Annotated in this window: 9 protein-coding genes; 1 reads left to right on the forward strand and 8 read right to left on the reverse strand. The window is 51.0% G+C overall.

Annotation, left to right across the window (positions count from 1 at the left end):
* The 7 genes from ASF12_RS13615 to ASF12_RS13645 all read right to left on the reverse strand — a co-directional run bounded on the left by ASF12_RS13615 (position 1) and on the right by ASF12_RS13645 (position 10,446).
* On the reverse strand, positions 1–2,676 hold the full coding sequence (locus ASF12_RS13615; RefSeq protein WP_056035425.1) for a YhgE/Pip domain-containing protein: 2,676 nt from the start codon (positions 2,674–2,676) through the stop codon (positions 1–3).
* Positions 2,677–3,218: 542 nt separating this feature from the next.
* The gene (locus tag ASF12_RS13620; protein WP_155973143.1) at positions 3,219–3,512 is read right to left on the reverse strand and encodes a hypothetical protein; all 294 of its coding nucleotides are present in this window, start codon (positions 3,510–3,512) and stop codon (positions 3,219–3,221) included.
* Positions 3,513–3,643: 131 nt separating this feature from the next.
* Positions 3,644–5,263, reverse strand: a complete 1,620-nt coding sequence (locus ASF12_RS13625; protein ID WP_056035431.1) for a response regulator — start codon at positions 5,261–5,263, stop codon at positions 3,644–3,646.
* Positions 5,264–5,265: 2 nt separating this feature from the next.
* Positions 5,266–7,071, reverse strand: coding sequence for a cache domain-containing sensor histidine kinase (locus ASF12_RS13630; RefSeq protein WP_056035434.1), 1,806 nt, complete (start codon positions 7,069–7,071; stop codon positions 5,266–5,268).
* Between the two features lie 39 nt (positions 7,072–7,110).
* On the reverse strand, positions 7,111–7,953 hold the full coding sequence (locus ASF12_RS13635; protein ID WP_056035437.1) for a carbohydrate ABC transporter permease: 843 nt from the start codon (positions 7,951–7,953) through the stop codon (positions 7,111–7,113).
* A 3-nt stretch (positions 7,954–7,956) separates the two neighbouring features.
* Positions 7,957–8,901, reverse strand: coding sequence for a carbohydrate ABC transporter permease (locus tag ASF12_RS13640; RefSeq protein WP_081418805.1), 945 nt, complete (start codon positions 8,899–8,901; stop codon positions 7,957–7,959).
* A 198-nt stretch (positions 8,902–9,099) separates the two neighbouring features.
* Positions 9,100–10,446: an ABC transporter substrate-binding protein gene (locus tag ASF12_RS13645; protein WP_056035440.1), complete on the reverse strand. Its 1,347-nt coding sequence runs from the start codon at positions 10,444–10,446 to the stop codon at positions 9,100–9,102.
* Positions 10,447–11,275: 829 nt separating this feature from the next.
* Between ASF12_RS13645 and ASF12_RS13650 the strand changes: the two genes are divergently transcribed.
* On the forward strand, positions 11,276–11,971 hold the full coding sequence (locus ASF12_RS13650; RefSeq protein WP_056035443.1) for a uracil-DNA glycosylase: 696 nt from the start codon (positions 11,276–11,278) through the stop codon (positions 11,969–11,971).
* Between the two features lie 367 nt (positions 11,972–12,338).
* Here ASF12_RS13650 and ASF12_RS36330 read toward each other — a convergent pair whose 3' ends face one another.
* Positions 12,339–16,934: a rhamnogalacturonan lyase family protein gene (locus tag ASF12_RS36330; protein WP_063892560.1), complete on the reverse strand. Its 4,596-nt coding sequence runs from the start codon at positions 16,932–16,934 to the stop codon at positions 12,339–12,341.
* Positions 16,935–17,750: the final 816 nt, after the last annotated feature.

Below are 17,750 nucleotides of genomic sequence, written 5' to 3' on the forward strand. Positions count from 1 at the left end.
CTATGCTATAATTTTGGTCTTCTTCGCATTGTCGGACGAGCGCTTAATGATGCCGCTAAGCGGGCGTTTGAGCACGAGGGCAATGAACAGGCTAATGGCAATAAAGCCGAGCAGGAACAGCACATCCTTCAGCACCGTTTCCCACAAAATGCCCCCAACTGATTCGCGCAGCAAGCTAATCGCATACGTAAATGGCATAAACGGGTTCAGCGCCTGGAAAAAAGGCGACGTCATGCTGATCGGAAAGGTACCGCCTGAGCTGGAAAATTGAAACACCATAAAAATAATCGCAATCCCCTTGCCCGAATTGCCGAACACAGACAACAGCGTGTACGTAATGGTGACAAATACGATGCTGACGAGCATCGCGAATAAAACAAACCACAGCTTATCTGCAACATAGGCGCCTAATATAAAAAAGTCTCCCAGCGTTACGCATAATGCCTGCAATAGCCCAATCGTTAAAAAGGTGCCGAGGCGCCCCAAATACAGCTGGTAGCCGCGATAGCTTCCATTCGGATCGTCTGCCTCTGAGCGCAGCATCGAAATGAGCAGCGTGGCGCCTACCCAAAGCGACAGCACACCGTAAAATGGCGACATCGCCGAGCCATAATTAGGAATCGCATACAGCTGGTTTTCCTTAATAAGCACGGGGCTCGCCAAAAACTCGCTTTCCTTCTCAATATCGCCGCGCAGCAGCTTCGCAAGCTCGGCAAAGCTGTTATCAGCCTTCACTTCGCGCAGTTTATCGGCCGCTTTACGAATCGCTTCCTCCAGCTGCGGCAAGTCGTCGCGAACAAGTCCGGCAACGCGCTTCACGCTGTCCGTAAGCTCCGGGAGCTGGTATTGGACGAAATCTGCCAGCTTTGCCAGCTCTTTTTCCGCCTTAGGCAAATCGTTCTGAACAAAAGCTGCGGCTGCGTCGATTTTTTTGCCGATGGCTGGCAAGTCATTGCGGATAAACGGCGCTGCCGTGTTAATCGCGTTCACGAAGGCGTCCGTCTTGCTTTGCAAAGTCGTCGCTATTTCATGCACCTTCGTGCGAATTTCCGGCAGCTCTGCCTGTATGCGGGTCAGCTCCTGCTGCCCAAACGTCAGCCCTTCACGCGCGGCCTTGAGCAGCTCGGCGATATCCGGCAGCTTGCTCTTCGCCGTTTGCAGCACATCGGACGATGCCGCTCCAAGCTGCTGCAATTTGCTCAAGCCTTCGGTGATCGCAGGCACAATATCGCTGTCGTAATGCTCCAGTACGTAGGCAAGATCGCTGCTCACCTGCTCCGTTACCGCATGCAGCCGCGCTACAATCTCCGCTGGCGGTGCGGTTCCCCGGTCCATCGCATCCTTAATGATGCCGAGCAGCTGAATTTGCGTATTCAGCTTTTCGGTGAGACCGCTCAGCCGCTGAATGGTCCCGCTTAGCTGCCCATCCGGCAGATGGCTGTTAATCGTCGACATCACCTTGGTTATGCTGCCGATTACGCCTGCTGCTGTACTGAGCCGCTCAGAGAGCGTCTGAACTTCCGCCGCGGTCGGCAGCTTGGTAAGATCAGCCTCCTGCAGCCTTGCTGTCAGCAGCTCGGCAGCATCAGCAATTTGCTTGACCAGCAGCAAATTTTGCTTCAAAGTCGGGCTAATCGCCTGAAATGCCTCCTGGCTCGACGCTAAAAATTCGTTCAGTCCATCCGCGAAAGCGATCGCGTCTCCCCCCAGCGCCTCAAGCTTCGGCAGCTGCTCCTCAGCCGTCGTCACAATGCCAAGCGCTGTATTCGTTTTGTCCAGCGCCGTGTCGACCACCTCGCTCACGCGGTCGAAATTGGCATCGACCTCCTGAATGCGCTGCGCCGCTTTCTGGATTTCAGGAAGCTTCTCCTGAATGATGAGCACCTCCGAAGCGGCATCGCTGATTTTCGGCCAATATTGCTGCAGCTTTAGCACATATTGCGCAGCTTGATTAATCTCCGGCAGCTTCTGCTGGAGCTCGATTATTTTTTGCGCCTTCTCGTTGATTTCCGGCAGCTTGCTCTCGACTTCCAGCACCTTCTGTCCAGCCGCTTCAATTTCAGGCAAATGGCTTTCCAGACTGAAAATGCCGTTCTCGACCTTGCGTATCGTCGGCAGCTCCGCTTCCACTTCTACGCCCGCTTCCTTCAGCTTCGTCAGCACCGTTTCGCTTACAGCTTCTGTGAAGCCTTCATTAATTTGCTTCGTGATGGCGGAAACGCCGGAGCCGGTTATTTTCGGCGCAATGGCATTCACCTTTTCATTGACCGTATAAACCACTTCCGGCCGCTCGATTTTGCCTTCGATAATACCGGTTATTTTGGCAGAGAAATCAGCTGGAATAAGCAGGCTTGCATAATAGGTGCCTTTTTCAACGCCATCCATCGCTTCCTGCTCACTTACAAACGTCCAGCCCAGCTTCTCGTTCGTTTGCAGGCTTGTCACTAGGTCCTCACCGATATTAACCGTCTTGCCTTGCACGCTTGCTCCCGCATCGAGGCTCGTGACTGCAATTTTAATGCCCTGTGTGTTATTGTAAGGGTCCCACACCGATTTAATATTGACCCAATCGTACAAGCCGGGAAGCAATATAATCGCTAAAATAAGAAAAATGCCGGTAGGCACACGTAAAATATGGAGCCAATCTGTTTTATAAATATGCCAAATATTGCGCATAAGTAGACCGCCTTTGCTATGTCAGAAGTTGTGGAGCGGCCTTTGCAATACCCGATTGCCGCTAATCAGACCTTAGTTTAGCATTAACAGGGAAAAGAAGAAATATCATGATGATTTTTTTCGGGGAGTATGGCTTGGAATAGCATATAAAAGGGGCAGGAAATTGTGGGGGATATTACGTACGGATTACATCCATTATTTCTTCCATTCATTGTGGAAGGTTCTTTAGCGTTATGAATGGATGCCCACTCTTTAACGTCATGTGATTGTTGCAGAAACAGACCACTGCGGCTGAGGCGACGGAGCTCGGCATGCTCACTCCTTTTTTCGAGGACTGAGATTCCGCTATTCTGGCTATTTACCCGATTTTAGGCCGTAAGCGGACAGGAAATCCGTTATTGCCCTCATCAGCTCGTCAAAATGGCTTTTTGCAGCATAAAAGCGGCTTCTGAGTCCGCCACATCTCCCTTAACCCGTAATTCGGTTGAAATAGCTGCTGCTGTGTCCGCCAAATTTCTCTTTATGCATTGTACTGCTGCTATTCATTCGTTCATCAAATCAATCGAATCATCAAAAATCCGATTAGCTTCTAGATGAATGTAACGAAGCAATGCTACTAGGTCAGCCAATCGCTTTTCATTTGAATAATAACAGCGGTCAGGACGAAGCCGCTTTATATTAATTGCCTCATAGATTAACCCATGCCACTGTTGAGGTATCACTCCACCATGTAATTGGATTAATATCAGCACCATATCCATTTGAATGAACTTGTTTATTATAGTAGGATATTCGAATGGTTCATACTTAAACAAGTGCATAAAATTCCACATCATTATCCAAATATCCTGTTGTGTAGCTGTATACAACTGCCCGTTAACCCAATGGATTAGGAAAAAAGCAAAAACAGCCCACAATAACGATGTGGGCCTTTCTGCTTTCTTTAGGCTACACGTCTCCTATCCCCTCACATCCGAAAATAATCCGAAGGGCTTTTGCCCGTGCTCATTTTGAACACTTGGCTGAAATAGGTCGGATTATTGAAGCCGACCATCTCGCTGACCTCGTACACCATATGATGGCCCGATTGCAAATAGTCGATGGCTTTATGAATGCGGTAATCGTTCAAATAATGCACAAAGTTTTGCCCTGTTACCCGCTTGAACAGCTGGCTTAAATATTTCGGGTGCACGAACAGCTCCTTGGCAATCGCCGCAAAGCTGATTTCCTGGCTGAAATTCGCCGCCACATACTGCTTCACGCTATCGACAAGCCGATTGCTTTTCCGGCCGGAAATTTCCTGTGCCGCGCTTTGCAGCCATTCCTCTACGAGCTCATTCATCCAGCGTGCCAAGTCGCCAAGCGTCAAATGCTGCTGGATGCCCTGCAAAAATTGCGACAGCGTACGCGGCAGCTGATGCTGGGCGAACGCCTCATTCCAGAAAAAAGTCAGCGAGCTGAACAAGCCGACGCAAATCGTCTGAATATCCGTGAGCGAGCCGCTCGCTTCCTTTTGCAGCTGATTATAAATCGCTTCCCACTGCTGGGCTGCCCGCTCCAAATCCTTGTCTGACAGCGCCTCATTCCACTGCTTGAGCAGCGGTGCATATTGGTCATACGTCGTATCCAGCTGTGCCCATTCCGCATAAGGATACACCTGGCTCGTCCCTTGAAATTCCGCTGCCTCCAGCGCCACGCGGCTTTCCAAATACGAATCGATCAGCTCATGCAAGCTGCTGCGTACTGAACCGATGCCTGCGGTAGCCTCCAGCTTGAGCAGCGCCGTTATTTTCTCCGTTACGCTGTAAGCAAGCTCCTCACATGCCTGGTACAGCTCGCCCTCCTGCGCCTGCTCCGACAGCAGAACGAGCACGAACAGCCGGTCGGAATAATCAATCGCGTAGCCGTAGATGGGCGAGCCGCCCATTTTGCCTGCCAGCATTTCGCGAATGATGTTGTTCGCGCCGAATTTAAGCAGCTGCCAGTCTCGCTCCTTCAGCTTCGTAAGCAGCGCAGGGCGCGTCATTTGCAAGCTTACCGCCGCCACGTGCTTTGGCGAAGGAATGTTCAAATAAGCGAGCCGCTCCTCATGCAGCTCATGCGGCTGATAGCGCGTCGTCAGCAGCTCGGTGAATAATCGCTCGCGCAAATACGGCAGCAGCCGGTCGAGCTCCAACTTGTAATGCTCCTCCAGCCGCAGCTTCTCCGCCTGCAAATCGAGCTCGCCTATAATTTCAGCGAGCACGCCTTCAATTTCCGCTACAGCAGCCGGCTTCAGCAAAAAATGATGAACGCCCCAGCGCATCGCCTGCCGCGCATTTTCAAACTCATCGAAGCCGCTCAAAATAACGATCGGCAGGCCCGCATCCTCCTGCCGCAGCGCTTCGACAAGCGCAAGTCCGTTCATCTGCGGCATATTCACATCGGTAATAACCAGATCCGGTTGAAGCTCGCGGTAGCTCGCCAGCGCCTGCACGCCATTCGCGGCCGTTCCTGCAATGCGCAGCCCCAGCTTCTCCCAGCCCACATGCCGCGTCAGCGCCGCAATAATATGCGGCTCATCGTCTACAAGAAGCACTGATTTCATCCTTATTCACCGTCCAGCAACCGTTTTAATTGGGCTTCCGTTTCAATAATCGGCAGCTTTACTGTCACCTTCACGCCTCCCTGCTCGCTATTTGCGAGCTGTAAGCCATACCATGGCCCGCAATAAAGCTGTAAGCGCGTATGCACATTGCGAATGCCGATTCCTGTCGCCTTGTCCATATGCCAATCATCTGGTAAGCCCCGCCCATTGTCGGTCAGGCTAATCTCCAAATAAGGCGCTTGCCCCGGCACATGCTGCTCGCGAATATCCAGTGCCAGCGCCAGCTTCGACGAGCTGTCCGCTGGGCTGCCATGAATGACCGCGTTCTCAATTAGCGGCTGCAAAATAATTTTCGGAATATAATAGCCGCGCATTTGCGGGTCCATCACCTGCTCGGTATAAGCGATCGGAAATGTCATCCGCTCCTTCTGAATGCTTAGGTAGCAGCGGGCATGCTCCAGCTCATCGCGCACGCGGATGAACAGCTTGCCGCCGCTCAGGCCAATTCGCAGCAGCTTGCCGAGCTGGGTAATCATAAAGCTGATATCCTCAGCTTTATAATCGAGCGCCCGCCAATGAATCATATCGAGCGTGTTATACAGAAAATGCGGCTTAATCTGCGCTTCCAGCAAGCTTGTCTGCGCATCTCGCTTCGCCTTGCTCTCTGTCTTCACGTCGTCCATCGACTCCTTCAGTCGCGACACCATATGGTTGAAGCTGTAGGAAAGCTGCACATATTCCTCGGTAAAGGCGCTTGTCGCTTTCGCCTGAAAGTCGCCGCGTTCCAGACGCTTCATCTCCGCCATCAATCGGCGCAGCGGCTTAATGATGCTTTTCACAAACCAATAGGTCAATATAGCGGAAAGCAATAAGCTCAATATTCCGATGCCTAGCACATACCAGCCAGCCTGATAGGTCGCCTTCAGCAGCGTCCTGGTCGGGATCGTCTGTACGAGCCGCCACTGCACCGAGCTAGGCTTGGAGAACACGACCAAATATGATTGATCATCCCTGCGCAGCAGCTCATATCCGTCACTGAGCGTTTTCGAACGGTCACTCAGCCATTCGGCATCAAGGATGACCTCCTCGCCCTCCACCTGCGAGTCGTTCACCTTCACAATAATGTTGCCCGCCGTATCCACAACGAGCACTTGCCCCTCCAGCACCATCGGCACATCGGCAAAATTACGCAATACATCCTGCTGCGACATGCTGATGACCAGATAGCCCATCGTCCGTCCTTTGCTGTCGAACATATGCTGGGCATACCCGATCAACGATTTCGAGGAAGCGTTTTCTTCTTCAGGAATCCAAATAGCGTCCGCCTTCTCTAAGGCTGAAAACCAGTTTTGATCAGCGATTTTGCTGACGGGAAACACTAAATCGGTTGAGCTATACGGAACATCATTAAATTTATCCGTGTAAATTTCAATCGAGCTGATGCCGGAATTGACGACCAGCGTATGATGCAGCAAATCCGAAATGGCCCGCCGTTTGACGAGCATATCGTATTTGGATATGGCGCCAGCCTCCAGCATTTCCTTCACATCCTTGTTGCTGACGACGGAATAGGCCGTATTCGTCATATCGGTCATGAAATCGAAGCCGCGATTCGTGCTTTCATTAAGCAAAGCCAGCCGCGCCTTGCTAATTTCGCTAAAGGTCACATCCGAGAAGGAACGGTAGGACAGCCAAATAATCACAAGTAAAAACAATAGGTTCAACAGCACGAAGCAAGCGACCATCAAAGTGGACAGCTTGCTTCTTCGCAAAATCGATTGCCGTAATGAAAAATCTATCGTACGCATCGTAATGTCATCACCCTGACCGTTTGGAGTAAATGAAGCTTACCCTTTAATGCCGGAGGTCGCAATACCTTCAACAAAGTATTTTTGACAGATGATGAAAATGATAAAGCAAGGCAGCAGCGACAGCACCGACATCGCAAACATGGGACCCCAGTCAGATTGCGAGCTGGAATCAAGGAACAGCCTCAGGCCGAGCGGAACCGTGAACTTCGTCACATCGCTCAAATAAATCAATTGGCTGAAAAAGTCATCCCACGTCCAAAGGAAGGTGAAAATGGTCGTCGTAATGAGCGCCGGTACTGCGAGCGGCAGCACAATGCGCCAATAAATTTGAATGAGCCCGCAGCCGTCAATCGTCGCCGCTTCATCCAGCTCCTTCGGCAAGCCGCGAATAAATTGCACTGTCAGAAAAATAAAGAAGCCATCGGTCGCCAGCCATTTTGGCGCAATCAGCGGCAGGAAGCTGTTGACCCAGCCAAGCTGATTAAACAAAATATATTGCGGAATGAGCGTCACATGATGCGGCAGCATAATGGTCAGCAGCATCAGCCCGAAAGCGGCCGCCTTAAATCGGAAGCTTAGGCGGGCGAACGCATAGGCCGCCATCGAGCAGGACAGGACATTTCCAAGAACCGCCCCGATTGAGACGATCATCGAGTTGCCGAGAAAGCGCGAGAATGGATTGCCCTGAATGCCGCTCCAGCCCGCTAAATAATTGCTCCATTGCCACTGCTGAGGCCAAATGCCGATTTCCGTGAAAATCACATTATTGGGCTTAAACGAGCTGCCGACCATCCATAATACCGGATATAACATGACGAAGGCGATCAGCATAATCGCCAAATGCTTGAGCCATACCGTTTTGCGCAGCGTCTCTGCCATCGCTTATTTCCCCCCGTCCTCGTAATGCACCCAGCCTCTGCTGGAGCGAAATATAATGAAGGTGAAGCAGCCGATAATGAGCAGCAGCACCCAGGCCATCGCCGATGCGTAGCCCATTTGGAAAAAAGCGAAGCCTTTTTTGTACAAATAGAGCGAATACATGAGCGTCGAATTCAGCGGGCCGCCAGAGCCGTTGCTGATGACGAATGCCTGCGTAAACGATTGAAACGACGTAATAATTTGCATGACCAAATTGAAGAAAATAACCGGCGTCAAAATGGGCAGCGTAATGCTCCAAAACTGGCGGATTTTTCCCGCTCCATCGACCGAGGAAGCCTCGTAATAATCGGTTGGAATTTGCTTAAGTCCCGATAGAAAAATAATCATCGAGGAGCCAAACTGCCATACCGAGAGCAACACGATGGAATAAAGCGCATATTTCGGGTTCGCGACCCAATCCGGTGCGTGAATGCCTACCTTAAGCAGCACCTGATTCACCAGGCCGTCGCCGCCAAGCATTTTCCGCCATAACATGGAAATCGCAATGCTGCCCCCCAGCAAGGACGGGATATAATAGATGGTCCGGTAGATGCCCAAACCTTTGATTCCTTTGTTAAGCAGCAGCGCCACGCCGAGTGCGAAAATCAGCTTAATCGGCACCGATGCGAATACATATGTGAAAGTAACCTTGAGCGACGTTCCAAACAGCTTATCAGTCGTAAGCATTTCCGTATAATTGCTGAGTCCCACCCAATTGGGGCTTGCTAGAATGCTGTAATCCGTCAGTGAAAAATAGAGCGACGCCAGCACAGGGCCGAGCGTAAGACAAATGAGGCCGATCAGCCATGGCGCGAGAAAAAATAAGGCGGCGCGGTTATTTTGGCTGGCTGCCGATTTTTTAGCTCGTTTGCTGCGTTTTTGCAGCTTCGTCATCGATGTTGCTGTCATCGCGTTTCCCCTCTTCCCTTGCTTCATGCGTAAACGGCTATCGCCATCGTTGGGCGGCAAACACACGTTTCGCGGTGAAAGATACGCCGATTATCGGGCATGAAGCCTATAATGGCTTTTATATCCAAGGAAAGGCCGCCTCTTTTGCGGGCGGCCTCCTTGGCTGCTGCTATTTTGCGTTATCGCTTCATTTACTTGTTATTTAGCTTTGCTGAGCACCGCATTGGAGCTGGTCATAAACTCGTCGATGTTGCTGCTGAGCTCGCCTTGGCCGAAGGCAATCTGTTCGCTAAGCGTTCTAAAGCTTTTATCTACTTCCGAGAAGCCTTGCGGATAAGGCGGGTCAATGTCGCTTTTATCTTTTGCTACCGTATCGACGAAGTTGAAAATCATTTGGTCGGTTTCCGACAGCGTGGACGCCATCTGTGTCCGAATATCCGAGTTGACAGGAACGCCGCGCTCCGAGCCAAGAATAGCCGTCGCTTCTGGATCATTCACCAGGAAATCAATAACCATAGCTACCTCTTTCGGGTGCTGGGTTTTGGAGTAACCGGACATAAACTGTCCTGGCTTGAGGTATTCTCCGCTTTTCACCTCGCCCTTCAAATGGGGCAGCACTTGAATTTTCAACACATCATCCGCATCCTTCATCGCTTTCTGGAACGCGATTAACTGATTTGACCATGTAAAATCCATTGCCCCCGTGCCAAGTGCCAGCGGCCGCGTCTCCAAAGCCGTCGTCATGGTTGCCGTTGCTTCCGGTGAAGTAATAGCCCCGCCCGCCCGCAAATCGTTCCATAGCTGGAACCAGCTTGTGAAATCCTCCTTCGTCGCGCCGAACTTGCCGTCTTCAAACAAAGCGCGTCCGTTCTGGCGAACCATAATTTGAAAAATATTAAAAGTGCCGGAATTGTCAGCCGCCCCGACGTAACCGTCGCCCTTGGCATCTTTAATTTGCTGTGCGATTTTCGCGAAGTCCTCCCACGTCCAGCTTGTATCCGGGTCTGCAATATTCAGTTCCTTGAAAACCTTTGAGCTATATACGACACCTGGCGCATTCACCCCAAGCGTGATCGCGTAAAGCTTGTCATTTACCGTACCGGCTGTAATCATGCTCGGATCATGCTTGTCAATTTTCAGGTCTCCGCTTTGCGTATACGTATCCAAATCAAGAAGCGCATCGCGGTTCGCATAATCAGTCAGGAAAGCGTAATCCATTTGAATGAGATCAGGCGCGTTCGCTCCAGCCACCTGCGTGGACAGCTTGTCAAAATACCCATCCCATCCGGAATACTCCGGCTTAATGACGATATCAGGATGCTTTTGCTGGAACAGCTCGAGCGCTTTGATGGTCAAATCATGACGGGTTTGCGAGCCCCACCAGGTCATTCTCAGCTCGACCTTCTTCGAGTTGCTGCTGCTTCCGCTTCCATTATCTGTGCTGGCCTGGACCCCCGGCTGTTCCTTGCTGCCTTGTGCCGAGCATCCCCCAAAGATTAGCGACAGGGAAAGGACCATTACGATACCAAACTTGTTTTTAATCATGCTTGACCTCCTGTAACCATTCTTTTTGTAAGTGCTTACAAAAACCATTGTAGACGATTTTTCCGCAACAAAGAATTAACTATGGTAATCTAAATCATCAAAAAGGTAATGCCCCTTTTCTAGATGCCCTACTAAGACGTGTCTGCAAATGTTAGGGAGCCAGCTGCTGATCCAGTTCCAGTTCCAGTTCCTGATCGATGCCAGCGTCAAACGGATTTCCTCTACTCCCGGGAATGTCATCCCACATGAATGTGAACCTACATCCCGAAAGGCAGCTTCATGCTCTTCGTTCACGCTCTTCGTTCATGCTCTTCGTTCCAGAAGTATACTCACCACACACAGAAAGATTTGCTGGACTCAGGAGACGCTATTTTAACGAAATCACGGGTTAAGGGAGGGGTGGCGGACTCAGGAGACGCTAATGCGCTACCAAAAGCCATTTTGACGAGATAAAGAGGGCAATAACGGATTTCCTGTCCGCGTAAGACCCGAAATCGGATCAAAAGCCAGAATAGCGGAATCTCAGTCCGTCAAAAAAGGACGAGGGAACGTGCCGAGCTGCGTGATTTCAGCAGCAGTGATCTCTGCAACAGCGGTCTCACCAGCAGCGGTCTCACCAGCAGCAATCTCTGCAACAATGATCCCAGCAACAACCGCATGCTGCGGTTCCCAAGTCTTGAATCGTCAGATGAGACTGTCCTCAAATTAGTACTAAGCAAGGCGCATCAGGCAGACTCTGGTTTACATACACACTCTTCAATCGCTATTTTTATGCACTTATTCATTTATGCTAGAATAAGAATCATACGCAATTAAGGAGGATTTTACCATGGCGGCTATTTTTCATAATGATTGGGCGGAGCTGCTGAACGCCGAGCTTGCGGAGCCCTATTACCGGGAAATGCGCTCACAGCTCGCCCAGCAATACCGTACCACTACCATTTATCCTAATATGCATCATATTTATAATGCCCTTCATTATACTTCTTTTGAAAATACGCGGGTCGTCATTTTAGGACAGGACCCTTATCATGGCGCTAACCAGGCGCATGGCCTCAGCTTCTCCGTCCAACCCGGCGTGCGCATTCCCCCATCGCTGCAAAATATTTATGAGGAGCTGGCAAATGATCTCGGCTGCACGCCTCCCGCCCACGGCTATCTCGCCTCATGGGCCAAGCAGGGTGTACTGCTGCTTAACGCCGTGCTCACCGTAAGAGCCGGCAGCGCGGGCTCACATCAAGGCATGGGCTGGGAGCGATTTACCGACCGAATCATTGAGGTGCTGAACGAGCGGGAGCAGCCCATCGTATTTATACTGTGGGGCAAGCATGCTCAAGATAAAGCATCCCGTATTGACCGTTCCCGGCATCACCTCATCGCTTCTCCCCATCCAAGCCCTTATTCGGCGGAGCGTGGATTTTTCGGGAGCAAGCCCTTTTCCCGCGCCAACGCCTTCCTTCGCAGCATCGGCAGCGAGGAAATTGACTGGCAGCTGCCCATGACGGCGGAGCAGCTGGAGGGATAGGCTTTTCGCCAGCACAACGAACAGCTTCAACAACAACATGCCTAAAAAACATAAAGCAGGCGCTCGTCCGGCCGTACAGCCAGATGGAGCGTCTGCTTTGTGTTTACATTACTATTGCTGCTTATCATGAATAACCGCACACCGCCTTCATATAGACAGCACAAGCAGCAGCGCAGCAAAAATAACCAGCACCATCAACAGCTGGGTTCCGCATCCTACGCTCATCTCCCCATCCCCTCTCCTTCAATCGATTTAAGCTATTTTGCAAATAAAGGGAAAAGGCTGCGCATCGCTGCGCCGCCTCTTCCCCTTTTCTACTTTCTACCATCCATATCCTGTTTCCTGTTATTCCCTGTCCGCAGTCTGCTTAATTGTTCGCCCCAAGTAGCTGGTTAATGATAACCGCCGCTTGCGCCCTCGTTGCATGGCTCTTCGGCTCGAAGCTGCCATTGCCTGTTCCTTTAATGATGCCTGCGCTTTGCATCGCATCTACTGCCTGCTTCGCATAGCTGGAAATCGCCGAACTGTCTTTGAATTCACTTAGCTGACCTTGTGCATTCAGCTTCAGCTCAAGCTTCTGAATGACGCGGTGGGCCATAACGGCCATATCCTCACGCGTAATCTCATCATTAAAGCCAAAGGTGCCATTGGCTTTGCCTTCAACAATTCCGAGCGCCTGGGCGCTTGCCACGGAGCTGTAATACCAGCTGCCTGGCTGCACATCGCTAAACGTGCTCGCTGCATCCACCTGCTCCAAATCGAACGTTTGCAGCAGCATTTTCAGAAATTGCGCACGCGTTACTTGCTGATCCGGCTTAAAGGCCTGATTGCCCATGCCATCAATAATGCCTCTGGCAGCAAGCGATTCAATGCTGTCCTTTGCCCATGCTACACGGTCAATATCTTTAAATTGAATGTTGACGTGCGCTGCTGCATATTTGCTGAAATGCTCGGGTCTAAAGGTGACGAGGCCTGCCGATGCATCATATTTGCTATTTTTCACAATTTGCAATTCGCCATTAGCATCCATGTAATAGACGACCACTTTAATCGGACTTTCTCCTGCTTTCAGGCTGTAGTCCAAAGCCACTTTAACATGGCCCCCGAAAGAAGAAATCGCTTTGCCATCAATCGTCAACGTCAAATCATACACTTTTGCATTCCCGAGCTGAGCTTTCGCTTCGGAGGAAAGATTGCTGATATCGGCCTCAGCGGCGGATATTTCCAGCTTCCCTGCACCAGCCCCTATTTGTCCGGAAAGCCAAGCTGTATCCAGCACAAAACTCGCTAGCCCTAGATTCACTTCTAATTGGCTCACTTGTTTGCCGGAAGCCGCTTTCAGCGCCTGCGCTGGAAGCGTTACTTGAATGGAGCTTGCTTCACCAGTTGGCACAGCGGTAATCGCAAGTTTTTTGCCTGCTGCTTCGTCCAGTCCTTTCGTCAGCTCAGCCGAAGTCACTTCTGCCGATGCTTTGCCGCCAGCATCTACCGTTACGACAGGCTTAAGCTCAACATGGGCAGGAGCCGGAGCTAACGTCGGTGGAGTCGTTGTCCCCGTTCCACCCGATCCAGAGCCTGATCCAGGGTTCACCGTTCCAGCCGCCTTTATCGTTACAACGAGCTCGCCGCTCACTGCTGAGCCGTCATTTGCGGTCGCCGTCACCTTCACTTTGCCTGCCGCCACTGCCGACAGCAAACCATTTGTATGAATCGTTGCAAGCGTTGTGGCTGAGCCATCTTCATTTGCAACGGCCCACGTTACCGACTTGTTCGTCGCTCCGCTAGGCGAGAATACCGGGCTAAGCTGCATCTGTTGTCCTGCCGTTACCTCCTGCGAAGGAGCGGAAATACTAAGGCCGGTTGCTGCAATCGCGTTCGTACGAATATTCGGTCTTGCTGGCATCTCCATATCTGTGCCTAGATAGAAGCTTGTATGCGGCGGCTGGTTGTAGCCCGTATTTTGCCAGGCGATGCCGAGTCTGTACACCGGATCATGCATAAGCGTATGAATCCGATGCTCCGTTACAGCAGTCGTGGTATAAATGCGCAGCGCGCTGCTGTCTTCCGTCCGCACCACCACCTCCTCGCGCCAGTCTCCAAGTAGATCAGCCTGCAGGTTCGGATTGCCTTTCGTATCATTATTGGAATAAGTGCCTGTAAATGTTTCTAAGTTAACGAGTGTCTCGTTCTCATAATCCCACTTGTCGATTTTTGGCACGCCTACACGAGGATCGCCGAGCCAATTATGATCAAGCAGCTCGCGGCTGAGGTCGCCATCCCACCAAATCGCAAAGTTGGACGTTGGAATGCTCGCGGACAGCTTTTCCCCTTTCGCATTAAACAGGCCACCTGTCGAGCTGTTCCATGCGCCGTCGATTGCCCATGATTCCGCGCCTTTATGCCTTGGGTCAATGTCGGCTGACAAACCGCGGCCAGCATCTATGCCGAGCTGCAGCTGTCCCCATAATACACGGCCTGTTCGCGCATCCTTCATATCGTAGGAATATTTAACAGCGGTATCCTCTTGCACCGCAAACAATTCAAGTCCCAGTCGATCCGGATTAAGATTGCTCAGATGCATCGCATCGCCATGGCCGAGCTTGGAGCTCCACAGCCCCTTTCCATTATCGTCAATAGCTGCCGCGCCTGTAATAATTTCATCCCGTCCATCATTATCCACATCAGCAACGCTTAGCTGGTGATTGCCTTGGCCGTAATAATCTTCATTGCCTGGCGTTTTGGAATCGAACGTCCATACCTTCGTCAGCTCGCCATCGCGATAGTTGTACGCGACAAGCACCATGCGCGTGTAATAACCGCGCTGCATGACGATGCTTGGACGCTCGCCATCGAGATAGGCAATCGCCGCTAGGAAACGGTCAACGCGATTGCCGTAAGCATCGCCCCAATCCGCGACATTGCCCCGCTCCGGCTCATAAGCATCCGTTGCCAGCGCTTTGCCTGTCGCGCCTTCAAACACCGTATGGAACTCCGGTCCGGTCAAAATATATCCGCTGGCGTTGCGGTGATCCGCATTGGCATCGCCAATGACAACGCCGCTTCCGTCAATCGTGCCATCCGCTGTGCGGAACGTCACCTCGGCTTTGCCGTCACCATCCAGATCGTAGACCATTATGTCGAGATAGTGGGCGCCTGCGCGCATATTTTTGCCTAAATCCATTCGCCACAGACGTGTGCCGTCAAGCTTATAAGCATCAACATACACATTGCCTGTATAGCCAGCCTGTGAATTGTCCTTCGCATTGCTAGGCATCCAGCTCATAATAATTTCGTATTGCCCGTCTCCGTCCAAATCGCCAACGGAAGCATCATTCGCCGAATACGTATAAGCTACGCCATCTGGGGTTACGCCGCCTTCCGGCTTCTCAAGCGGAATATTCAAATAATTCGTATCCCATACGTCAACCGATTCCGATTGCGGCTGCTCCACTCCACCTGTAATGGCCCGCACATAATACGTTGAGCTGCTGCTTCCGCTCGCATCCGCGTAGTTCGTGCTGCCTGTAATTGGCGTGCTGTTCAGCTTCGCGCCATCACGGTACAGGTTGAAGGCAATATCCTCTGCATCGGTGCCCAGCAGGCGCCAGCCTACATACACATGATCGGTTTCCTTTACAGCAACGAGGCCGCGGTCGAGCGCTTCCATTTGGCGAGGTGCCAGCTTGATTGGCGTTTCGCTTATTTCCACGCCGCTTGCCTCGCTAACCGCTTCACCCGCATATTCATAAGCGCCTTTGACCACGAATGAATAGGTCGTTCCATTCGATAGCCCCGCTATAGTCGAAATGTATTTGCCCGCTGGCACCGTATCGGCCAGTGTCAAGGAACCGTCTTCATTTTTCAAATAAACGCGAGTTTCCTTAAAAGCAGGGTCCTGAGGCTGTTCCCAGCCGATTTTGACTGTTTGATCATGTGCTTCGGTGACGACATACGTCACATTAGGTGACTTTTCCAGCTTATTGACTTTCACCTTGTACGTACGGCTAATGTCTGTAAAAGCAGACGAGCCTACCGAAATGCCAAACTCCGTCTCGTCGCCTGTCAAAGGTATGGTGCTCTGCTGTCCGCTGGCTATCGAATTGGCATCCAATTTCAGTCCAACAAATCCAGCGTTGCTTGCCGTTGGTGTTACATCCAGCGAAGTCGCCGAATACGGCACCTCTACCGAATAATCGTACACGCCTGGATCAAATGGCGGATTAAGCACAGGTGCAAAGTCGCCTGAGCCAAGCACTAGGCTAGCGAGCTTCACGTCAAGCGCGGTTACACGCACATTCGTCACATTGATTTGACCGCCATTCGGGTTGACATAGAAGCCAAAGCTGCTGATCCGCTCCCGATTGCTGTAAAAAGCGGATGGCCAATTCACCGTCTCGTCCGTCGTCAAATCGGTAACGCTTACATGATATTGCTTGCTTGGCACATTAAATACCATTTTGAAACGGTACCAATGCGTCACATCATAAGCAATCTGCTTATCCGCAGCTGCGTTATGCTGCTTGATAACGCCAGCATCCAGCTGGTAGCGAGCAGCGGCTGCATTGGTTGCATTCACCTTGCCATCCATTACCCATAGCGAGCCGCCTTTACCCGTTGGCAGATTGACATCAAACTCGACGATTAAACCGCCGCTTTCTCCGGCAAAACGTTGGCCAATATAAGAGGAGCCAGTCGATTCATTCGTAACCGCCCCATAAGTAGAACCTGTAACGGAATCCTGCTTAACTATAAAAGCTGGCGCAGCGCCTTCCTTCGTCCAAGTGTTACCGCTTCCAATTGTTAAATCGCCAAGCGCATAGCTGCTGAAATCATCGGCTACAAGCACCGAATCAGCTGCTGCGGCAGGCATAGAAAAGGCTGGTACTAAGAGAGTAAGTGCTAAAAGACATGACAGGAACTTCGACATCGCTGCGGTTCCTTTCCCCTTCTTGCGCATGAGCATTACCGTTATGACCTCCCTGAAATTAGGTTTGTATTCCGCCTTTCTCCAGCAGGGCTGCTATCTCCCACGCGGAAATAAAACGCTTTCCAAAATAGGCAAACCTGCCAAGCGTAAACGGCTTTCGCCGTCATCTGGCGGCAAAGCTACCCACCATTGCCTGTCTGGAGAATACTTCTCCAATTATAGGGAATTTCCCGAAATAAACCACGCCAAAAAACAGAGCTGTTTGATTAAAAACTAGACATTTTATCCAATTGCATTTAAATTTTTATCTGGATTGTACCGATTCCAACTCCGTCCTAGGGCGTGTATGCAAACGTAAGCGAGTCCGCGCCCGAACCTGAACCCGATAGATGCCTGCGTCAAACATTCTCCTTCTACTACCGGGAATGTCACAACTTATGAATCTAAAACTATCTACCGAAGGTCTGCTTCATGCACTTCGTTCAATGGTTCGCTCCCTGCACCTAGGACACAAAAACAGAAAGACACAAAACACAAAGACGAAGACCAAGACGAAAGGTAGACTTCGTGGACACAATTCGGCGGACACAGCAGCCGCTATTTCAACAGAATCGAGGGTTTTGCACAGGCTGCGGACTCAGGAGCCGCTAATGTGCTGAAAGTCGTCATTTTGAAGGGATTACGAAGGCAATAGCGGATCTCCTGTCCGCTTAAGGCCCAAAATCGAAGCAAAAGCCAAAATAGCGGAATCTCTGTAACTAGAATAAAAAGTGGACACAGCGTTAAGGAACGCCTAATAATAGACGTAACGAAAAAGAAGAGGTGTCCGCGAGTGGGAGAACAACGGCAACG

Source organism: Paenibacillus sp. Leaf72 (assembly GCF_001422685.1).
Lineage (GTDB): Bacteria > Bacillota > Bacilli > Paenibacillales > Paenibacillaceae > Pristimantibacillus.

Excerpts from the sequence above, each read along its gene's own strand:
- ASF12_RS36330 (WP_063892560.1), bottom strand. The coding sequence starts at position 16,934 with ATGCTCATGCGCAAGAAGGGGAAAGGAACCGCAGCGATGTCGAAGTTC.
- ASF12_RS13640 (WP_081418805.1), bottom strand. The coding sequence starts at position 8,901 with ATGACAGCAACATCGATGACGAAGCTGCAAAAACGCAGCAAACGAGCT.
- ASF12_RS13650 (WP_056035443.1), top strand. The coding sequence starts at position 11,276 with ATGGCGGCTATTTTTCATAATGATTGGGCGGAGCTGCTGAACGCCGAG.
- ASF12_RS13635 (WP_056035437.1), bottom strand. The coding sequence starts at position 7,953 with ATGGCAGAGACGCTGCGCAAAACGGTATGGCTCAAGCATTTGGCGATT.
- ASF12_RS13645 (WP_056035440.1), bottom strand. The coding sequence starts at position 10,446 with ATGATTAAAAACAAGTTTGGTATCGTAATGGTCCTTTCCCTGTCGCTA.
- ASF12_RS13620 (WP_155973143.1), bottom strand. The coding sequence starts at position 3,512 with ATGATGTGGAATTTTATGCACTTGTTTAAGTATGAACCATTCGAATAT.
- ASF12_RS13630 (WP_056035434.1), bottom strand. The coding sequence starts at position 7,071 with ATGCGTACGATAGATTTTTCATTACGGCAATCGATTTTGCGAAGAAGC.
- ASF12_RS13615 (WP_056035425.1), bottom strand. The coding sequence starts at position 2,676 with ATGCGCAATATTTGGCATATTTATAAAACAGATTGGCTCCATATTTTA.
- ASF12_RS13625 (WP_056035431.1), bottom strand. The coding sequence starts at position 5,263 with ATGAAATCAGTGCTTCTTGTAGACGATGAGCCGCATATTATTGCGGCG.